17 protein-coding genes and 1 pseudogene are annotated in these 20536 nt (G+C 39.0%); 4 read left to right on the forward strand and 14 right to left on the reverse strand.

Features of this window, described 5'->3' with window-relative positions:
- Window positions 1-192 precede the first annotated feature (192 nt).
- A complete protein-coding gene (locus CLNEO_RS12710) occupies window positions 193-432 on the reverse strand; it encodes a hypothetical protein (RefSeq protein ID WP_066089732.1) in 240 nt (79 codons plus the stop codon).
- A 381-nt stretch (window positions 433-813) separates the two neighbouring features.
- Between CLNEO_RS12710 and CLNEO_RS12715 the strand changes: the two are divergent.
- Window positions 814-1290, forward strand: a pseudogene (locus CLNEO_RS12715) (transposase); the annotation flags it as partial.
- Between the two features lie 135 nt (window positions 1291-1425).
- Here the strand turns inward: CLNEO_RS12715 and CLNEO_RS12720 are convergent.
- The 6 genes from CLNEO_RS12720 to CLNEO_RS12745 form a co-directional block, all read right to left on the reverse strand.
- Window positions 1426-2169, reverse strand: a complete 744-nt coding sequence (locus CLNEO_RS12720; RefSeq protein WP_066089735.1) for a hypothetical protein — start codon at window positions 2167-2169, stop codon at window positions 1426-1428.
- Window positions 2170-2737: 568 nt separating this feature from the next.
- On the reverse strand, window positions 2738-5023 hold the full coding sequence (helD, locus tag CLNEO_RS12725; protein WP_066089737.1) for an RNA polymerase recycling motor HelD: 2286 nt from the start codon (window positions 5021-5023) through the stop codon (window positions 2738-2740).
- Window positions 5024-5459: 436 nt separating this feature from the next.
- Window positions 5460-6053: a type IV toxin-antitoxin system AbiEi family antitoxin domain-containing protein gene (locus tag CLNEO_RS12730; RefSeq protein ID WP_096348811.1), complete on the reverse strand. Its 594-nt coding sequence runs from the start codon at window positions 6051-6053 to the stop codon at window positions 5460-5462.
- A gap of 143 nt (window positions 6054-6196) precedes the next feature.
- Window positions 6197-6679, reverse strand: coding sequence for a hypothetical protein (locus CLNEO_RS12735; RefSeq protein ID WP_066089739.1), 483 nt, complete (start codon window positions 6677-6679; stop codon window positions 6197-6199).
- 130 nt (window positions 6680-6809) lie between these two features.
- A complete protein-coding gene (locus tag CLNEO_RS12740) occupies window positions 6810-8249 on the reverse strand; it encodes a HAMP domain-containing sensor histidine kinase (RefSeq protein WP_242864207.1) in 1440 nt (479 codons plus the stop codon).
- Complete coding sequence (locus CLNEO_RS12745) at window positions 8236-8931, reverse strand: response regulator transcription factor (RefSeq protein WP_066089744.1); 696 nt, start codon at window positions 8929-8931, stop codon at window positions 8236-8238. Before CLNEO_RS12745 ends, CLNEO_RS12740 begins: the two co-directional genes overlap by 14 nt.
- 390 nt (window positions 8932-9321) lie before the next feature.
- Here CLNEO_RS12745 and CLNEO_RS12750 point away from each other — a divergent pair, with 390 nt between their 5' ends.
- Window positions 9322-9615, forward strand: coding sequence for an IS3 family transposase (locus CLNEO_RS12750; protein ID WP_066089747.1), 294 nt, complete (start codon window positions 9322-9324; stop codon window positions 9613-9615).
- Window positions 9616-10053: 438 nt separating this feature from the next.
- Here CLNEO_RS12750 and CLNEO_RS12755 read toward each other — a convergent pair whose 3' ends face one another.
- The 4 genes from CLNEO_RS12755 to CLNEO_RS12770 all read right to left on the reverse strand — a co-directional run bounded on the left by CLNEO_RS12755 (window position 10054) and on the right by CLNEO_RS12770 (window position 16781).
- Complete coding sequence (locus CLNEO_RS12755) at window positions 10054-10674, reverse strand: TetR/AcrR family transcriptional regulator (RefSeq protein ID WP_066089752.1); 621 nt, start codon at window positions 10672-10674, stop codon at window positions 10054-10056.
- Between the two features lie 173 nt (window positions 10675-10847).
- Window positions 10848-11378, reverse strand: coding sequence for a rhodanese-like domain-containing protein (locus CLNEO_RS12760; RefSeq protein WP_242864208.1), 531 nt, complete (start codon window positions 11376-11378; stop codon window positions 10848-10850).
- Between the two features lie 276 nt (window positions 11379-11654).
- Window positions 11655-16097, reverse strand: coding sequence for an S-layer homology domain-containing protein (locus tag CLNEO_RS12765; protein WP_066089755.1), 4443 nt, complete (start codon window positions 16095-16097; stop codon window positions 11655-11657).
- A gap of 351 nt (window positions 16098-16448) precedes the next feature.
- Entirely contained in the window at window positions 16449-16781 is a 333-nt protein-coding gene (locus tag CLNEO_RS12770) for a hypothetical protein (RefSeq protein ID WP_066089757.1), read from the reverse strand.
- Between the two features lie 194 nt (window positions 16782-16975).
- Between CLNEO_RS12770 and CLNEO_RS12775 the strand changes: the two genes are divergently transcribed.
- Complete coding sequence (locus CLNEO_RS12775; protein ID WP_066089758.1) at window positions 16976-17695, forward strand: LytR/AlgR family response regulator transcription factor; 720 nt, start codon at window positions 16976-16978, stop codon at window positions 17693-17695.
- A 2-nt stretch (window positions 17696-17697) separates the two neighbouring features.
- On the forward strand, window positions 17698-18981 hold the full coding sequence (locus tag CLNEO_RS12780) for an ATP-binding protein (RefSeq protein WP_066089761.1): 1284 nt from the start codon (window positions 17698-17700) through the stop codon (window positions 18979-18981).
- A gap of 64 nt (window positions 18982-19045) precedes the next feature.
- Here the strand turns inward: CLNEO_RS12780 and CLNEO_RS12785 are convergent, their stop codons facing one another.
- From CLNEO_RS12785 to CLNEO_RS12795, 3 genes are all read right to left on the reverse strand, one after another.
- A complete protein-coding gene (locus tag CLNEO_RS12785) occupies window positions 19046-19441 on the reverse strand; it encodes a CRISPR-associated endonuclease Cas1 (RefSeq protein WP_157723581.1) in 396 nt (131 codons plus the stop codon).
- 173 nt (window positions 19442-19614) lie between these two features.
- Window positions 19615-19881, reverse strand: a complete 267-nt coding sequence (locus tag CLNEO_RS12790; protein ID WP_066089767.1) for a hypothetical protein — start codon at window positions 19879-19881, stop codon at window positions 19615-19617.
- Complete coding sequence (locus tag CLNEO_RS12795) at window positions 19821-20483, reverse strand: hypothetical protein (RefSeq protein WP_066089771.1); 663 nt, start codon at window positions 20481-20483, stop codon at window positions 19821-19823. Before CLNEO_RS12795 ends, CLNEO_RS12790 begins: the two co-directional genes overlap by 61 nt.
- Window positions 20484-20536 lie beyond the last annotated feature (53 nt).

The raw sequence follows: 20536 nt of genomic DNA on the forward strand, positions 1-20536 counted from the left end.
CAGTAATATATTATCATTCTTGGGATAAGCCCCCACTTATCTTCCGCTTCTTTCACACTGATATATTCCATCACGGGTTCCTTTCACATAAATTGCTTTTTCTCTATTGTATTTCTTAAACGAGAAATAATCAAGCGACAGAAAGATAACCTTAGCTTGAAAAGACTGACTAGTGTAAGAATATTTTTCCAATCACAGTTCTTCGTAATCATACGATGCTCTGAGCAAAGTTAGTTCTGTTTTATCTGGTTGAAGCCTACGCATTTCGCCCTCAAATTCTTCCGATAATGCAAATAGGAGATTATTCGTAGTTTCAACTTTGTGTATGTGGAATTTTCCCTGTTTTTGCGAAATATAGGTGTAATATATTTCCTCGCTGACCGGCACAAGCTGCCCCTGTACCTTTATCCGATATTTTCTTTTTTCTGCCATATGACTTGTCCTCCGTTTTATGAATTTTGATGGTGAGTCAAAATGTCAGAAGCAGAGGTAGCGGCAGCGGGGTTCAACAATCAAAGTGCTTTTAAACTCTAACTTTGGATTAAAAAGGAAAATAACCTTATTTATTGTCGAAGAAAAAAAGTTAGTACGTTGCCTATGGCAAAATACTGACTTTTTGTTTTTTTTCAATATGAATTTCAATTAAAGCAAATTGATATGTACGGAAGAGTCTGTCTTTATTTCGACCTCCTGGGATAAGATAAGGTAGAATAAGATGCGCAAATTGAAAAAGAGATAAAAAAAGACAAGGTTTGCAAATCTCAGTTAGAATGAAAGTAACCACACAACCATTCTGAGAGGAAACAGTAAACCATGTCTGAGAAAATTGTACAGTTAAGCGAAGAAGTAATCAAGGGGCAAATCAGAGAACTAGTTCGTGGGGGCGCAGAAGAAACACTCAACGGGCTACTGGAGGCCGAAGCAAAGAACCTGACACAGGCTGCGCGCTGCGAACATAGCGAGGAACGTCAGGAGTACCGTAGCGGCCATTACAGCCGAAACCTTACCACAACATCCGGTGATGTTACGCTAAATATGCCTCGGCTCAAAGGCATCTCGTTTGAAATGGCCATCATTGAGCGGTATCGCCGTCGAGAGAGCAGTGTGGAGGAAGCGCTCATCGAGATGTATCTAGCCGGTATCTCTGTTCATCGGGTTGATGACATCACCGAAGCCCTCTGGGGCACCAAAGTTTCACCCTCCACCATTAGCGAGCTGAACAAGAAAGCGTATGTTCATATTGAAGACTGGCGCAGGCGTCCCTTAAAGGGCGGACATTATCCGTACGTTTAGTCTAATTATCATTCAGCCTATTTTCAACACTAATAATTAGGCTATTTCAAACTTAACTATTTCGGCCAAAAACATTGTATTTAAGCCATTTCTTCACCTTAATAAAATGAAAGAACTTAATAATTTGCGAATCTATTTTCTAATCATAATATTTCTTTCCTCAGAAAATAGATTTTTTCTGACCATAAAAGAGTAAAGATATGGATATTCTAATCGCAGGTGTCTCATATACTCTACCCATTCAATGAGTAATGCCTTTAGGGCTCGTTGAATATCGTTAGAAAGATGTTCCATGTCTGCTTTATTGTCAACTTCAAATGTATCTCTAGCCATTAATTCTTCCATAACATGAAAAACGCTAAGGAGCATATCTGTAAAGGTGTCGTGCTCCAGCAAGTTTGGATTTTCAAGCAACCTTATCAAAAAGTTCCTCTTATTTTTCATCAGAACTGTCAAGCTGTCAAGTTGATCAATACTGTATTCAATTTTCATATCTGCATTTATAAGATACCTCACTGTTTCAGAAAACATTTTGTCGGTCCAGTCAGTCTGAACATTTAACCTTTCTTTCGTTTTATCGTAATTTTTGCTGAATCCAATTAAACCTTTAAGTATATCCGTCCCTGCCTCATTAAAAAACGCATTGATTACAATATTTATCTTTTTGAGTCTTTCAATCTTTTCACGCCTTTTAAGATAACTACCAAGTACAACCGTAACAATAGCTATCTGAAGAGGAAGAAAGGCAATATCTTGGAAAATATAAAAACCAGTATCCCGCGGAGAATGAAAAACTACAATTTGTACTGCATAAATAAGGACAGAAAGCAGCGTCAAAACTAAAACTATTAGAAATCCCCAAATTTTTTTCTTCATATCCTTTCCCCTCTATTTCAACATTTCTTAAGTTACCATAATTGATAAGTGCACTAAATACAATATTTATCAAGTCATTTTTCACTCATAGGCTAATTATCATTTAGCCTATTTTCAGCATTGATAATTAGGCTATTTTGTCACAGAATTGTAAACTTATTACCCCTTTAACAATCCTGCCTCCTCAACCTACCTAAAGCTATTCTGTCCACTCAACCCTAAGGAGTGACTAGCTCCCAACAGGCGATTTCACAAGGAATTCCCAGGATTCATACCACAGAAGAATTTCATGCAAAACCTCGAAACACCCATGTTTCAAGCCTTTTTGACGCATCCACTTCTCCGCCCTTGTAATCAACGCTATGGTCTCAACGTGGGGTGAGAGTAGCCATCAGCTATAATTTTATCGGAGATTTTTCTAGTTATCACCTTGTTCCTAAGATGATTGAGTGGGCAGCATCGATGTTTTATGCCGTTGGTCATTCAATGAAAACGGCCAACGGCAATTCTATTTCTTGGATGGGATTGAGGTCAATGCCAATTCTTTAGCCTTCTTATAATAATTAAATTAGTCTTGTAAGAAAGATATTTTATCTTTTCCACTAAAAACATACAATTTATGAAGAGCCCTTGTCATGGCTACATATAGTAGTTTCAAATCAAGCTCCTCTTCCTTATAGCAATCATCAATATTAATAATAATTACAGCATCAAATTCCAATCCTTTTGCTAAATAAGACGGTACTACAACAATATTGTGGTCATACTGATCTTCCTTGCCTTCCAACAATTTGGTTTTAATTTTTTTTCTTTTTTCTAATTCCTTAAAAATTTCTTTACATTCTCGTGGAGTTTTTCCAATCAAAGCAACGGATTGATACCCTTCCCCCAATAACCCCTGAACCTTTTTTTCAACTGAATCTATTATTTCAATTTTTGAATCAAATTGTTGAATTATTGGTTTTTCTCCATGCCTAACCACAGGCTTAGCTAAAATCAACTCTTCATTGGAGATTTTTTTAATTACTTCATTGGCTAAATCCATAATTTCAATTGTCGTTCTATAACTTTGTTCCAACTTTAAATATTGACTTTTATTTGCATCAAATATATTATGCAACACGTAGTCCCAATTATTAATGCTGCGGTACGAATGAATACCTTGCGATAAATCTCCTAGAATTGTGAACTGCTGTGTTTTGAATATTTCCTTTAATACATAAAATTGAAAATGACTAAAATCCTGGGCTTCATCTATTACAACATATTTTATATCAATTTCTTTATCAAAACCTAAAATTCGATATTTCATATATGCTAAAATTGATAAATCTTCTACCTCCAACTGTTTTTTATCTAACAGTTGTTTTGTATAATTACACAAGTAGTGCATTAATCCTTTTTCAATTTGTGTATCCCCATGATTTTGTAATATGAAATCACTGCTAAGAAATTCTCTATAATAATCAAATACGTCTTTTTGGGGAAACTTTGATATATATTTTTTAACTAAAGTACCCGAACTCTTTTTTACCTTTAATAACGTCTCGTCTCTTTGGTTTATTAACGCCACAATTTTTAAGCGTCTTTCTTCACCTTCTGGTACTGATACCCTAATAGACTCTATTCTGTTATCATACGTATTCTCAATTTTTTCTAAAATAGCTGACTTGTCATTTTTTAGTTTATTGGCAAGATGTTTTTTCACCTGCTCAATTCTTTTATATAAAGGTAGCCAATTGTAGTTGTTTAGAAAAATATTATTAATCTCTTTTCTATCTAAAATAATATGTCCTTCTAAAACAAAATCTTCATCAGGTACAAAAGACTCTTCAACATGTTGTATATATCTATCAATAATATTCTTGAAACCAATAGAACCTTTAAACGCTGATGTCTCTATTAAATATTTTTGTTCATTGTTATCCAAATCAACATCCTGGTTTATAATTGAAATCAATTTTTCATCTGGATTAATTAATTTATATTTGTTACCAATTAAACTGAAAATAAAATCTGTAAACGTAGTTTGTATAACCTTATCTGCCCCCAGTTCTGGTAACACTTCAGATATATAATTTAAAAAAAGTCTATTTGGTGCAAGAATCATAAAGTTTTCCGGAAAGAAAGTTTCTTCATAAGTATATATTAAGTATGCAATACGATGAAGCGCTATAGTAGTCTTTCCACTTCCTGCTACTCCCTGTACTACTAAGGGAGTATTTATATCAGCCCTTATTATTGCATTTTGCTCTGATTGTATGGTTGCAACAATATCCTTTAACCGATTATCTTTATTTTCTCCAAGGGAGGCTTGTAAAAAGGTATCTGTCGCTGTAATATCCACATCCATAATGTTTTCTAACTTAGCATTTTCAATTGTATATTGTCTTTTAAGGGATAGAACTCCTTTTATAGTTCCCGCTACTGCTTCATAAGACACTTTGCCTAACCTGCCATCATAATAAATACTAGCAAAAGGAGACCTCCAGTCAATTATTCTCTGGTTGTTTGTTGCAGCGTCATATAGTGTCATTTTTCCAATATAAAATTGCTGGAATTTTCCTTCTCCCTCTTGCTTATAATCAACCCTAGCAAAATAAGGTTTTTTCTGCGCTGTTAATAACTTATCAAAGTTTTTTTCAAGGTCATCTATCATTGTTGAATATAGCATAATCGAAGCATAACTTTGGCTACTATCCAAGTAATCTAAATCTATATATGCTTGCTTTATTTCACCTTGGTGCTCTATCTTGCTTAATTGAGCAGCAGTAATGGCACCTTTAATATAATCAATGGTTTCATTAAGCCTATTTTCCTCTTCATTGTAATCCTTATGATCTTTTGCTGACATATTTTCTCCTTTTTAAGTATCAAGGCAAAAACACCTTAATATCAACTGTACTGTACGCTTTTTCCTTGGTATTATTAATTTAATTGCTACAAAAATACCAAATATACGAAACCGCTATTATTTTAAGCCCTCCGTGATGTAAATACACATCATCATTCAATTCCATCCTGAAAATTACTCACGTATTTCTTTCGCGGTCTACTTAATCACAGGAAAACCTTTCATTGCGCATCTATATCCGTTATCGCTCTGGTGTCAAAACCAACCATCGTAGCAATTAGAGAGCCACCCTTTAAAATAAAATTCTATTGGTATTTGGATACAGATACCCGTTCAAGCAATCCCTCCAACATATAATTCTGCATCACAAGCTATGCAGAGATATTCTTTTCTTTTGCGAGATTCTTAATGATTGATTTGAGCCCCATTGCATTCTTCATAGCAATACCTCCAAATAAGGTCTTATCCTTTTTTCAACTCTAAATATCTTCGCATATTCTGATAATAGTGGTATATTTTTATCCGGTCTTTTTGTGTAACGCTTGAAGGCATCTGTAATTACTTGGATATTCGTATGGCTTTGAAGTCTTAAAATGTCACATAAAGTTCGTTCCATACAATAGCCTTTCACTGAATTACCACTGGGTGACTGTAAAATAGTAATTCCTATATTATACAAGGATTTGTTTGATTGGGAACATCGCACATTTTCTTCTTTAGGCTTTGCAAGATTATAAGATGCAGGAAATGTCATATAATAGTAATTAGGCGTTCTATCCGTCAAATCTAACAGGAACAATGCTGTTTCATGTGAGAAAACTCCTCGCTTAAAACGACTTTGCAAATTAAAAAACTCATCTTCCCGAACCTCAGGCAATATATAAACTCCACGAGTTGCTTTTTCCAGCAAATCTTTGTCAACGAGATATTTTAAATTCCCCCTTGATATTTCCGCTTCAACAACCATTGCCGTGGTAATCATCCCATTATTTTTTTTTGCCATTTGCATAATTAGTTCAGTTGCACCCAATAAAAACACCTCCTTAAATTTACTTTTATGCTTACAATTCTATTGTACTTAAGCATAATTGTCAATAAAAACAACGCAGTAATTAGCGCTTATGCACATCTCACTGCGTTGCTTTTAAGATTCATTATCATTTCATCGTAATTTTAATAGCAAGAACCGTCGCGCAGTCCCATACCTTGTCCACCGTGTCCTCTTTCAGCAGCTTTGCCACTTCCAGTACCCATTCCTGCCCCATTTGCACCAAATCTTGCACCTAAAGATTTTTCGATTTCTGCACTGCCTGTTCCATCACAATTTGCCTGATTTTCCTCTAAAACAGCAATGATGTTATCAGCTCTTTCTTGTGTCATCACCCCTGCAGTCACCTGAGCTGCCAGCTGATCCTTTTTGATTTCAAGTGCCTCAGCCTTAAATTCATCCAATTCACCTGCGTCAGAAGCAATTTTACCGTAAGTTTTTCCTGTTTCTGTTCTTTCAGCCACAACACTTTCTACCGTGCGACCGGTAATCCCAGCAACCAATTCGGCCGGTGTATTGTACTGCGATGCCGCAAAGGCTGTTACACCAGTTGCACTAATTGCCATCACCATAAAACCAGTTGCAGTAATCTTTTTCCATCTTCTCATAATCTTTGCACCTCCTGAAATATTTTTATAGGGTTTGTTTTTCTGTAACTAAAGATTACCGTAACTTTTTGTCAAAATTATGTCTTTTGTTTTATATTTTAAAGACATCTGTCAGTCAAAATATTGACATTCATTTTTCAGTAAAATCAAATGTGAATTGGGCACCACCCTCTGTGTTGTTTGCCGCTGATAGAAAGATACCGTGACGGTCTGCAATTTGCTTTGCAATGGAAAGGCCAAGCCCTGTTCCAGTTTTATTCTGTTCGCCATATGTTTTATAAAACCGTTCGAAAATATGGGGCAAATGAGCAGGATCAATCCCGCATCCATGATCACGAATAATCACCTGATGTTCTGACAACTCAATCTCCACCTGCGCCCCCTGTGGCGAAAACTTGATGGCGTTATCCAGCACAATCATAAACATTTGTCGTAATCTTCCATAATCCCCCAGTATCTGTACACAGGGACTATGCTGTTGAACACTTACAAAGACTTCTTTCCTTTGTGCAATTCTAGAAGCACTTCTTGATACATCCTCTATCACCTCACATATGTTAACTGGTGACATTTCAATGGCAAAATTCATGTTTTGCAATCTTGAGATATCTAACAAATCCCCTATTAACCGCTCTAAAAATTTTGCTTCCTCCAGCATTTGTCTATGAAAGTCTGCAACTTTTTCAGGCGTATCCACAACCTTGTCACACAGAGCCTCAAGGGAGCCTCTTATTACCGTGACAGGCGTACGCAACTCATGGGAAATGTTTGCCACAAAATCACGGCGCATTTGTTCCAGCTTTTGAGTTTCTTTTCTAGCTTCATCCAAACGAACTGCAAGCAAATCCAAATCCTCAGATAACTCCCCAATCTCATCCTTTTGCACAACACCACAACGAACGTTGTAATTTCCTTGCATCATAGAATTTGCTGCCCTTTTCATCTTTGAAAGTGGTTTTGTAAATGAAGCGGACATTACTATGGCAAGCAAAATGGATGCGAACAGTGCGACTAAAATACTAACTGCTAAAACTGCAAGTCCTCGTTCCGTTGACGCCATTGTTCCATCCACCGGAGAATGCAGCAAAACCGCACCCATGATATCACCGTTTTCGGTTTGAATTGGAACTCCCACAGTTAATGTCAATGTGGAAAGAACATCGCTAAACCCTTTGGTATTCACAGTTTCCCCTGTTAGCACCTCTTCAATAACTTCCTTTGCATCGGATGGTAATTCCATCATAGCATATCCTTCATATATCCCCCCATGCCCTTTGCCTGCTGTAATTAAATTCATATTTTCATCCACAACCCAAACTTCCGTGTCCGAAACCTCACTGATAAATCTAAGATATGCTCCATATCCGCCCATTCCTTTTCCAAAAATCCCACTTCCACCGGAAAGGCTTTCAGCTAAAGATCGGGCATAGTTTTCTAGCTCAATTTGATGCCTTTCAACTGTATAACTACGAAAAAGAAAGAAAAAAACACTTCCAACAATGAGCGCAAAAGAAAACAAAACAACCGCAAAATTTCTACTTAACTTCCTAGCTATTTTACTTTTCAGCATCCGTTGTCACCTCAAATTTGTATCCAACGCCCCATATAGTTTTGATATCCCAAGACGGATGGTTAAATTGCTCTAATTTCGATCGAAGACGTTTAATATGGCTATCTACTGTTCTACTATCGCCAAAATAATCATATCCCCACAAACTATTAAGAAGGTTGTCACGAGAAAACACCTTGTTTTTTGCTGTTGCCAACGTCCACAAGATTTCAATTTCTTTTTTGGTAAGTGCAACAGGTTCACCATCAATTGTCACAGTATACTCATCCAAACAAATGTTCAAATTACCATGAACAAAACACTGTGCCTGTTTTTCTTCTCTTACAATACGTCGCATAATCGCCTTTACGCGTGCCATTACCTCCCCTGGAGAAAAAGGCTTTACAATATAATCATCTGCGCCAATCTCAAGACCCATAATTTTTTCAAAATCCTCACCTCGTGCGGTAATCATAACGATAGGAACATTGGAGTTTTTCCGGATCTCCCTGCAAACGGCAAATCCGTCCTTCTTTGGCATCATCACATCCAACAACAGAATATCCGGTTTTTCATCTGAAAATTTTTGTAAAGCCTCCTCGCCATCCAACGCAACCACTGTTTCATATCCTTCTTTTTTGGCATACTCCTCCAAAATTGATGTGATTTGTTTATTGTCATCTACTATTAATAATTTTGGCATAAAAATTTCACCTCCTATATAATAATAGCAGATTTTTTTGTTTTTTATGGTTAAAATAAATATTTTTTTGAGGAAGCTACAGCAGCAAACATCTATATCAGAAAATACAATCCAATGACACTGAATAAAACTTCAATTCAATCAGAATTGCCTATTAAACGGAATTTTTAAAAAAAAATACCCCACCAGCTTTTTCAAAACAACAGGGTATATCACTCTTATATTCTAATTTACTTATAAGCCTCCATTCCTGTTTTAAATTCCACTAAAAATTTATCCTCGTAGACCGTAACCTTCTCAATCTGGATCTATTGGATCTATATTATAAATTGGACACGATAAGTAACCATATATTACAATTAAGTAGACACAAAAAGGAGGTATCTACTCATGTCCGCAAATAAAACTGGAAATCGATATGATGAGGACTTTAAACGTACCCTCGTTAACCTTTATCAATCCGGCGGCAAAACCCAAGCTGCACTTTGTAAAGAGTATGGAGTATTACTTACAGCTCTTACACGCTGGATCAAACAATATTCAACCGTTAAAACGGATGATGGCGAAATTCTAACTGCCAAACAGGTTAAGGATCTTCAAAGACGCAATGCCCAACTTGAAGAAGAACTCTTAATACTAAAAAAAGCGATTGCCATCTTCACGCCACACTCAAGCAACGACTAGAAGCTGTTCATAAGCTATGTTTTCAGCATAATATCAAAATCCTATGCAGGGTGTTAGGTGTTAACAGAAGCACCTATTACAAGCATTACAATTTAAAACCAGCTGACCGCATCAAGGAAAATTAAGATATAGCAAAAGCAATAATTCAGATTTATGCAGATTACAATAAGCGCCTCGGTGCTTACAAGATTACATATGTTCTTCAGCGCGATTACCATGAAAGCTACTCAAAGCACATTACTGCATCAATTGCAAGTCAAAATGAAGTTACCATCTCCTTCCATATCCACAGAGTTAATATTTAATTTTTTGTTTTACTTTTCTCTCAATATGAAAACCTCTCTTTCCCCACTTTTTAGTTAGCTCTGTATAACTCGCGGATAATTTTTTGAGGTTCCGCAGAACCTCAACTTGATACTTACCACACTTCTATAAAAATTATTGAGGATTAAAAATCCTTTTCCATCCTGCGGTAAAAAACTGCCTTAAGCTATCTATATAATTGTCTGCCATTTCTCTGGGCATATCATGTTTAACCGTCTCAAAAACTGCAGAAAAAAAGGCACTTGAGATAATATGTAACAGCTCAGGAGTTGCCCTTCCAGATGCCAAAGCATCATTACCCGTAGATTCCATAAACCTCATGGTATACTCCACCTCAATTTCTACAAGATCGTGGATAAAATCCGAAAAGTCTGTCCCCTCAGCACAAGAAATGAGTAACTTGAATTCATCGAAATAATCATAAACATACGCTATGAATTTTTTGACCTCGTTAGACGAATAATCATAAATGGCTTTCTGTTTTTCCACTTCCGTCAACTGATCAAATTCCTGTTGCGCTGTCATGAACATAGCTCTAAGACCTTCTACCGCAGGTGATACCAATGCTTCAAACAGGGCTTTTTTATCGGGATAATATCCATAAAATGCACCTGTTGTAACACCTGCTCGTTTTACAATATTTCTCAGGGAAGCATCTTTAAAGCCTTTATCTAAGAACTCTTTTTTGCCCTCAGCCATAATTTTCTGCAATGTATTCAAATCATCCGTGCACATATTATCCTCCAACTGCCGTTATAACACTGTTATATAATATTGTTATAGAAATAATATTACAATGAGCCTAATCTGTCAAGCACATTGTCAATATCTTTCTTTGAACTACAGTAATCGACTCCTTTTCCGCTTCTAATGCAAAGTTTCTCAAAGAAGATTTTTGCGGTGTTTCCCTAAGACTCTGTTACTGTATCATACGGCCAATCAATAATTCCGGCGAAATCGTAGACATTTGTATATCCAATTGCTATCAGTTTCTTCGCAGCCTGTGCGCTGCGGTTTCCTGAACGGCAGTAAATTAATATTTCTGCATCAAGATCTGGCAGTAAATCCAGCATTTTGTCAGATATTGTTTCATTAGGTAGTAAAATTGCATTTGGGATGTGACTGGAATTAAATTCATCTTTGGTGCGTACATCAAGAATTATTACTTCGTCCCCGCTGTCAATTCTGGCTTTAGCTTCTTCAGACGTTATTTTTTTATACTCTACAGCGGGTGGCTGTGTAGAATCTCCCAAATTTACTGTTCCAGCCAGAGGTGCTATTACAACTGCAAGAAGAACTCCCAATACCATTCCATATGCTGTGGATATATATGGATTTGCGGTGATCGGACAGCTCCCGTTTGAACATCCAATTAGCTTATAAAACACAAAATATCCGATAATACCGCCTATCAAAGCGCAAACTAAATATCTTATCATAATACTCTGTCTCCTCTCCCACGGTTATTAAAGTATTCCTTTTTAATTATAATACAGTAAACCACTATTATATACTGTAACTTTATCACTTAGGAGACAGGTGTAGTACAACGATTTTCTCCTGCTCGAGTAACCGGGGTTGGAAGGTTTAACATGAGCTATGCCTTTGGTCGCTGAAGAAAACTGGTCAACAACACCTTATCCCTATTGAAATTGTGCAATCAGGACCGCCGGCTAAGCCGGTGGTCCTGATTGCTAATAATCATATCTACTTACTTAACTATAGCTTACCCGAACTGTGTCACTATCACCAGCAAGCTCCATAAAACGCTTCATCACAACAGAAACCTCAGCTCTTGTCGCCATATCCTGGGGGTCAAATACATTACCGCTCCTCCCGCTGATAATGCCTGCCCGCAGTACATTTTCCACAGCAGTTCTAGCCCATGTGCCAATCTTAGCGCTATCAGCAAAGGTATTCTCATCGTGAACCTTTGGCAGCACAACCCCCATAACCTTGGCATAGTTATTCATAATCACCGCCATCTGCTCACGGGTAATGGACTGGCCAGGCGCAAACTTGCCTTCTCCCATGCCAGTTACGATATTATTCTTGCTTGCCCATTCAATATATGGCATATAATAAGCATCGTTTTTCACATCAGTAAAACTGGTTTTGGTGTATTTCTTTGTATTCACCTCTGCCATTCTGCCAAGAGCGGTTACAAACATGCCTCTTGTCATAGTTGTATCGGGGCTAAAGGTAGAAGCAGCAGTACCGCTGAACAATCCACGGCTTACCGCAAATTCAATGCTTTCCTTGGCCCAATGATTTGTAATATCGGTAAAGTTCAGATTAGTCTGCTTATAGCCTATGCCATAGGTAGAGAAGTGTTTTGTACTAAAACGAACCACCTTTTTTGCCCTGTCATAGACTGAGTCAGTCAGCCACTCCACATTGCCGTTGTCATCAATATAGACCGCAAAAATATTATCTGCATCCTCATTTTCACCAAGGGTATATGGAATTTCCACCGTAATACTACCTTCGCCAAAATTCTCAACCTGCCTGCCGCTGCCGTAATTTACCTTGAGAACAAAGACAGGACGAGAGCCGATCGCCTCTTTTGCTGCACCCTTCAGCTGGTTACCATCTGCCTTTTCAGCAGTAAGATTCACATCTGTATTTGCCTGCTTATTGATTTCTTCCACAGCACTTAAATCCATGCCGATTAAAATATCGGGATTATCTACCACCACAACGGTATTCACAATCTTCTTACTGATAATCGCATCCTGTACTGCCTTTGGCAGATTAACGGTCATCCTATTTGCCGTTTGATTGCCTGTATCTACATTTAGCACAAGGGTGATTCCATTTTCCTCATTGCCATTTTTCTTTGCATCTGCAAGGGCTTTGTTGTAGACATCGGCAACGTTTTTGTCAGTTAAGCTTATAATGACATTTTTATTTTCGTCAACCTTGCCGCTCACCTTGATTTCACCCTGTGTTGGGTTGTTTGGTTGTTCTGCGGGAGGCGTAGTGACGGTGATATTGGAAGCATTGTTATTTACACTGTTATTGCTTGTGCCGCCGCTGGAACCACCACCGCCGGAACCACCACCTCCAATATATGTCCAGCGGGCATAAATCGTATCATCCCCTGTAAAAACGGTAGCCGTCGTCACCTGTGTGCCTCCACTTACCGCCGTAAACCAACCGTCAAAACGATAGCTGCCACTTCTTGTAGGCGTAGGCAGACTTCCAAGCTTTCCCTCTAAACTTGTTGTTGCAGTCGTAGGGGTAACCGTGCCGCTGTTTGCATCAAAGGTGATGTTAAAGGCATCTGTCACAGTAAAACTTATATCAAAGCTTTGGGCTGTGATGTCATTTCCATTGCCCAACGCCTTTGCCACTGTTACCGTTGCGGTGTAAACACCCGCCGCAAGGCCAGTGTTTGGTTTTACGGTAAAGGTATCGTTTCCGCTTGCCCCAATGCTGTCAATGTTTGTTTTGTTCAATGTAAAACTGTCGCTGTTTGCACCGGAAAGCGCCACTGATAATGCACCAGTTGCCTGATTTCCTGTGTTACTTACCTGTACAGTGCATGTACCTTGTTCCCCATAGCCCACAGTTGCCCCAGCAAAAACGTGGGTGTCTGTTTTATCCAGGCTGACACCATAGGTTGGAGTAATGCTGTATGGTGCGATGGTAAAGGTCCTTTCAGCGCCTGCATTGTGGGTTTCCGTTTCTTTCATATACACCTTGTACGTGCCATTACTTAGCCCTGTGATGGTACTGCCTGTGCCTTCTGTCCAATCCACATCACCAGACATTTTATATTTCATGTCTGCGGTCACACCAATCAGTGTTCCATCATTGTTGTCTAATGTGGTACAGTTTGTTGCAGAAACACCCACTACCTCTAGGCCATCTGCTTTTGCAATCGTCCCAGTTGTACTGCCACTGATTGCACCTGTTTGAGCATCGCTTGTTACTTCACAGGTGATTGTTTGGCCAATATCTGCCAATACTGTGGTGTAGGTTGCTCCTGTGCTCAAATTCGTGGTGCCACGTTTCCACTGATAGGACAGGATGCCTGTGTTGTTGCCACCACTGACCGTTGCGGTAAGGGTTTCATTAAATTTTAAAGTACCACTGATTATCACTGTGCCTGCAAATGGTTCTTCTTCCCAAACTGCATACACCGTTGTATTCTCAGTAAAGATATATGTACCCCCTGTTGCCACCTTCGTGCCGTCTGCACTTCCTATCGCCCATTCCTTAAATTGCTTACCCGCAGGCGGAGTAAGGGTACAGCTTGGCATGGTGAATGCTATCCCCTCCAACGCTGTGCCTGTGCTCATCGTGCCTGTGCCACTGTTATTATCATAGGTTACGGTGTAGCTGGCAGGTGTATTCATAACCTGTAAATAGCACTGGGTAAGATCTTCTAATATGGTTGATGGATCCACAAGGGTATCATAGATTGTGCCATCTGCGGAAGATAAAAATGACTTTCCGCTGCCAAGTAATGTGGAAGCCTCTCTTAGAGGTGCGTCAAGACCATTCGGGTCGATAGCCCTTCCGGAGTTGCCACTCTTAAGCGTACCTCCGTTTAAAGTAACGCTATTTGAACCAACCAACATAGCACAACCATGCTCAAAGGTGCCCTCACCGCCCGTAATCGTTCCATTATTTACTATAACAGTGGCACCAGCAGCATAAGCACTAATCCCTATGCCACCATACCGGTAGCCGCTACCACCCGTAATCGTTCCATTATTTACTGTAAGCGTACCCGAAGTTATACCTATCCCATGACCGTTCATAGTACTCCCGATAGCGCCACTACCGCCGGTAATCGTACCATTGTTTACAGTAAGGTTGCCCTCAACAACTTGTATGGCATTACCACCACTACCGTCGTAATTGGTAAACCTACCACCAGTAATGATTCCTCCATCAATGATGAGGTTCGCATTTGCATGATTTACATAGATAGCTCTCGCACCACCAGAACTTATATCAAAAGAACCAATAATGCTGCCGCCACCGCTGCTATCTTTTATGGTTAGCGTGCCTGCTACACTGTGGTTAATTGCAGCATAGCTGGCAGTATCGGTAATGGTTTTACCATTTAAGTCCAAGGTGAAATCCACTGCCCTTGTGGTAACAGGTGTTGTAAGGTCAACGTCCGCCAAAAGCTTTATGGTCTGCCCATTTTCAACCCCATCCACCGCTTCTTGCAGGGTTGCGTAGCCTTGGCTTGTCTCTTCAATAGTGGCAACAGGTGGGGTTCCTGGTTCAATTTTCACATAATTATTGTCCCTATAGGTATTCATATCTGGTACTGCAACAAGGGTGTTAACTGTGCTGCTTTCGCCCGCCGTTACCTGTGGAGTATAGCTAGCACCGAAGGAGGGCGCTTTGTCCATAGCCCGAGAAAAGCCCGTTCCTCCCACCGAACCGCTGCTGGCGGTTACCGTGCCTCCATTGATCGTAATACTACTCATAATTCTTAAGCCATAGCTATACTGTGCAGCATCTCCCCCCGTAGCTGTTAATGTGCCATCATTTATAACACAAGTACCCAAATATGCGCCATAGCTGCTATCCTCAGATGCCTGTGCATCGGCTATCAAAGTTCCTCCGTTATTCATTGTTAAGTTTCCATAAAAACCAGAACCACACCCACTTGTTTGGGTTGCTCCAGCTATGGCGGTTACCGTAGCACTTTCTATGCTAGTATTATAAGAATATATTCCACAGCTTTGATAATTGCTAACATTATTGACACTTCCGCCTTTTGCGGTCAGTGAACCACTTCCGCTTATCCTTATGTCCCCAGCCACAAATATAGCGCAGTTGAAGCCTGTTGTTGTGCTTGACGAAGAAATATCAACGCTATTGCTCCCAATAAGCACGATATTCAGCTCTCCTGCTGCGTATATTCCAAAGAGACTGGACATACCCCATGCATATGGTTTATCAACAAATGTACCCCATGTTGTGATGTTTGCATCCTCAAGGGTAAGAGTTTGGGGTGTTTCCCCCGCGGCGGGGGTGTAGCTCCAGCCTTCACCGCTGGTATTCTCAGCGGTCACCTGTATGCCGCCCACCCAAACGTTATATTCTTCAGCAGCAAATACCGTCGCTGGCACCATGGTAAACACCATGCACAGCACAAGAAGCATCCCAAGTATTTTCTTTCTCATGAAATATATTCCTCCTTTTTTATGAAGGCACAGAGAACATTTTTTCTCGCCCTAATTGTTGTTGTATTTTAGCCTTTATTGCAAAGTGGGTCTTTCTTCAGTTGATGTAACGATTCCCAACATTTTCAGCAGGAAAAAATTGCGACTGAGAGCAATACCTCGCTTAACGCACTCTAGCAGAGCGTTTGTTGGAATAAACCTAAATTCAGCATGGTTTGGTGCATTTGATGTTTTATGTCCATAGAATAATATGGGTGCCGTCCTTGTTTTTTTTCCTTGGCATTGCCAGCACCATGCACAACCTAGGCACTCCACCCAATATTCGTTATTTTCATCCCTTGCTTTCCCACCTCACTTGATTGGTTTTTCTATATCATCGAATTTTCGCCGAAAACCCAGAAAGAATGCCGGAACAATATGCAAAGATTTTTGCAGGGTATCGTTATAGAGTCTTACCGATTGCTTGTATATGCTTTGGCTTCTTTCCAGTATTCCCCTTGCCTGTTCCTCTTCTGGGCCGTCCCGCAAACGCAGATATTCCTGACGGCTTGCCGAAAGCTGACACTTGGCAGCATTCACCGCTTTTTGCTTTGTATTAAGCTCTCGCCATATCAACCAAAACCACTGGGCAATCAACGCCGTGGTGCTGACTATAGCAATGAAACTTGCAATCACAGTGGTCAAACTATCGCCCCCTTTATCTATATCAAAAAATTATATATAAATTCAGTTTAATCCTAGCAGTTTTTCCGAAAAAAAGAGGGCAATGGCGTGAATGGTAGCATTTTTTGGTGTAAAAGGTAAAAACAATATAGAAAAAAATAGTCTTTATGGTATAATTACTCTGAATTCTTTTTTATCTGGGAGGTGTTTTAAGTTTGCATATCGCCATTTGTGACGACGACAGGGACGAGTTATTGCGTATCTCGTCTATTTTAGAAACATATAGACAGGAGCGGAAAGCATCTATCTCCTACCAAGCCTTTTACAGTGCCACTGAGCTGCTTTCCACTGCCAAAGCCGGTAAGTACGACCTGTACCTTTTGGATATTATAATGCCAGGGGTAAACGGTATGGAAACCGCACAGGAAATTAGAAGCTTTGACCAAGATACAAGCATTGTATTTTTGACCTCTTCTCCTGAGTATGCAGTACAAAGCTATCGATATAAGGCGCAGGACTATTTACTAAAACCTGCAAAGGCAGAGAATATATACCCCTTACTGGATATGCTCATTGTAAAAACACGAAAACCCCAAGATAGTCTTGGGGTAAAAACAAAAAACGGTATGGCTCGCATATTATTTAAGGACCTTGCTTATGTTGAGGTTATGAACAAATGGGTATATTTTCACCTGTCAGACGGTAGCGTGCGGGAGGCAGCAGCATCCCTTGGAGCGTTTGAATGTGTTTTGCTCTCCCGCCCCCAGTTTGTGCGTACGCACCGTTCCTACATTGTCAATCTTTTGCAGATTGGTGAGCTGACCGGACGAGAAGCCACTACCCTTTCCGGGAAAAAGGTACCAATATCCCGACAAAATTTCATCAAGGTGCGCGATGCCTATATTGAACTATTATTTTCCAAAAAGGAGGATTAAAAATGCCCTTTACCTTGATTCTATCCTTATTGGTAATTATAAACGCTCTTGTTATTATGACAATACTCCTTGATGTCCGTCCCACTCAGCTATCCGCCAAACGGCGTATCTGCTTCTTTGTAGGATTATTCGCTATTTTGCTAATTCAGATTTTTGCATTATTTTTGATAGGCCCAAAAACCTATGCAAAGCTTTATTTATTTTTTGCTCAGCTACCCGCACTTATTTTATTCTGGGCAGTGTCCAAACAGGGTTTTATCAAGCCTGTTTTTGTTGTTCTAACAACTATCTTTCTTTCTTCGCTAGGTACGACAATATCAAAAATCTTGAATCATATTTTATATTTGCCTCCTGCAATGAAACTGATTACCATTTTAACCATTGATGTGATATTGCTATTTTTCATTTGGCGGTACATGAAGCCAAGTTTTGACTATTTGCTTAATGTCTTTGGTACCCGTGATATTTTAGGCTTTTGCGCCGTACCACTGCTTTATAACTTTATGATTTTAGCCACGGGGGGCTATGGGATAAGCGAGCAAAACATGACATTTAAAACGCTGATCTGTTTAAGTACATTGGCTGCCTTTTTTCTTCTAATGAATGTTTTTCGCCGTGCAAAAGAAATGGAAGAGCTACAATCCGAAAAAAATATGATGACTGTTCAGCTTTTCACAGCAAAGCAAAAAATGGAGGAACTATATCACACAGCAGAACAGGCAGCCATCTATCGTCACGATATACGGCATCATTTATCCCTCATTGGTAATCTTGCTGAAAATGGCGAGCTGGATAAAATCAAGGCCTATCTTTTCCACACGGAGCAAGAAATAAAAGCCATTACACCCGTGCACTTTTGTGAAAACGAAACCGTTAATATGATTGTTTCTTACTTTTCTGAGAAAGCGAAAAAGGAAAATATCACCTTATCGGTAAAAGCAGTGCTCCCAAAAAATCTGAATTTTTCCGACACAGAGCTTTGCTCGGTACTCTCCAACGGACTGGAAAATGCACTGTGCGCTGTAAGTGAAATTACAGACACTTCCCTAAGGAAAATTTTTTTGAATTGTAGTATGGAACGAAATTTACTCCTGATTGAGATAGAAAATGCATACATAGGAGAATTACGCATGCAAAATGGAATCCCCTTCTCAAAAGAAGAAGGGCACGGCTATGGTTGTCGAAGTGTACTCTCCATTGCACAAAAGCGAAAAGGCTTTTGCACCTTTAAGGCAGATGATGGGATTTTTACTTTAAGAGTGGTTTTATCCACAAAGAAGGAATAATACGTTGGAGAAATTACATTCTGCTAATCATTGAAGATACTCGTTATTCTTGGGGTTTAATATATCAGACGCAAGGAAATAACTTGCGCCTGATATATTCCCAATTCATACCACTAGTCAGCCCTCGATTTACAACAGCTTTATCTTGATAGTTGTCGACCTTGTATTTACGTCCAGTCCATTTTACACCTGTTTTCTTACTCATAAATTTATAGGTTTCTCTAATACGAACGCCTTCCATACCACGAATTTGAGCAAGTGTTAAATCCTCACAAGATATTCCCGGAAAACGAAATTCAAACATTTTCCTAACAACTGCAATATCTTCGTCCAACTCTTCTTCTGTATCTCCAGAAACAATATGCTTAAAAAATAACCGAATGGCATCAATATTAGCAATCCATTCTTCCTTTTCCGCATCTTTCATAAATGGTTTTAATATTCTTCTATCGGCACGCATAACCTCCTGGAGCATTTCAGGATTTCCTGCTTGCTAAGAGCCAATGCAGTTAATAACTGATAATTCAATCTTCGATATTCCGAAACATCCTTAGAATTTTTATTGACTTTTGAAATATATAATTTCCCCATAATTAGAGCATACTTTTCCTCTACGTTCTCCAGTCGGCTAAGTTATGTATGCCAACTCTGAAATTCTTCTGTATCATAATATTTTGCCAGCTTAACCATACTTTCATTAAGAGGCATCGTAAATTTGGTAACTTTCCGCCATCTATTCCAGCAATCCTTTAAATAATATTTCACATTTTCAAGTTTGCAAAACTCTGTTTCTCCTTTATAAAACTCATCCAAATAACCAATGATGTCAAACTTCGTAATCATTCCCTTGATATCAATTCCATAGCCACGAATAATGGCAAATTCAACAGGATATTGCAAACCCAGTCCCTCTTGGATTTGACCAAACACCTCTGGTGTGCAATACCCCCACCATCAAAAACGTCAAAATCCTCATCCACAGGACAATCTTCTAGTTTATAATCGATCGTTGTAACCAGCTTTCCTTCTTCGTCCGGTTCAGTAATCACCATTTTTTCAACTGTTTTATAATCCTTTTTCAAATGAAATGTATCCTGGGGCAATACAATAATATCTGGCATATCTCCTACCGGCTGTGCTGCTGTGAGTCCAAATGAAATTCTACTGAGAATATCTTTATTAATGCAGATATCATCTTCGCTATTTTCTATTTCTTCAAATTTTCCGAGAGAAATGAGATGTTCAAATTCCTGTGTGAAATCAAAAATATTTTCACGCACAAATATGGTCTCACATTTTCCATTATGACTCTCAACTTTCATACCACTAGTAGTTGCAATCCAGCCCTTGTATGTATCCTGACCAAGTTGTAAGCCTTCCGTCCATTCCGTTTTAGCTTCATCCTCATCCTTTGGTAAAACTGCCTTGTTTTCACTGCTAATCTCTCCGTCTAAAATACTATCCCTATCAAATCCAAAGATTTTAATTTGTCTCTCTTTCACTCACTATGCCCCCAGTCCAAACATATCCAATGATTTCCAATAGCTCTAGCTTA

This window comes from Anaerotignum neopropionicum (assembly GCF_001571775.1).
Classification (GTDB): domain Bacteria; phylum Bacillota; class Clostridia; order Lachnospirales; family Anaerotignaceae; genus Chakrabartyella; species Chakrabartyella neopropionicum.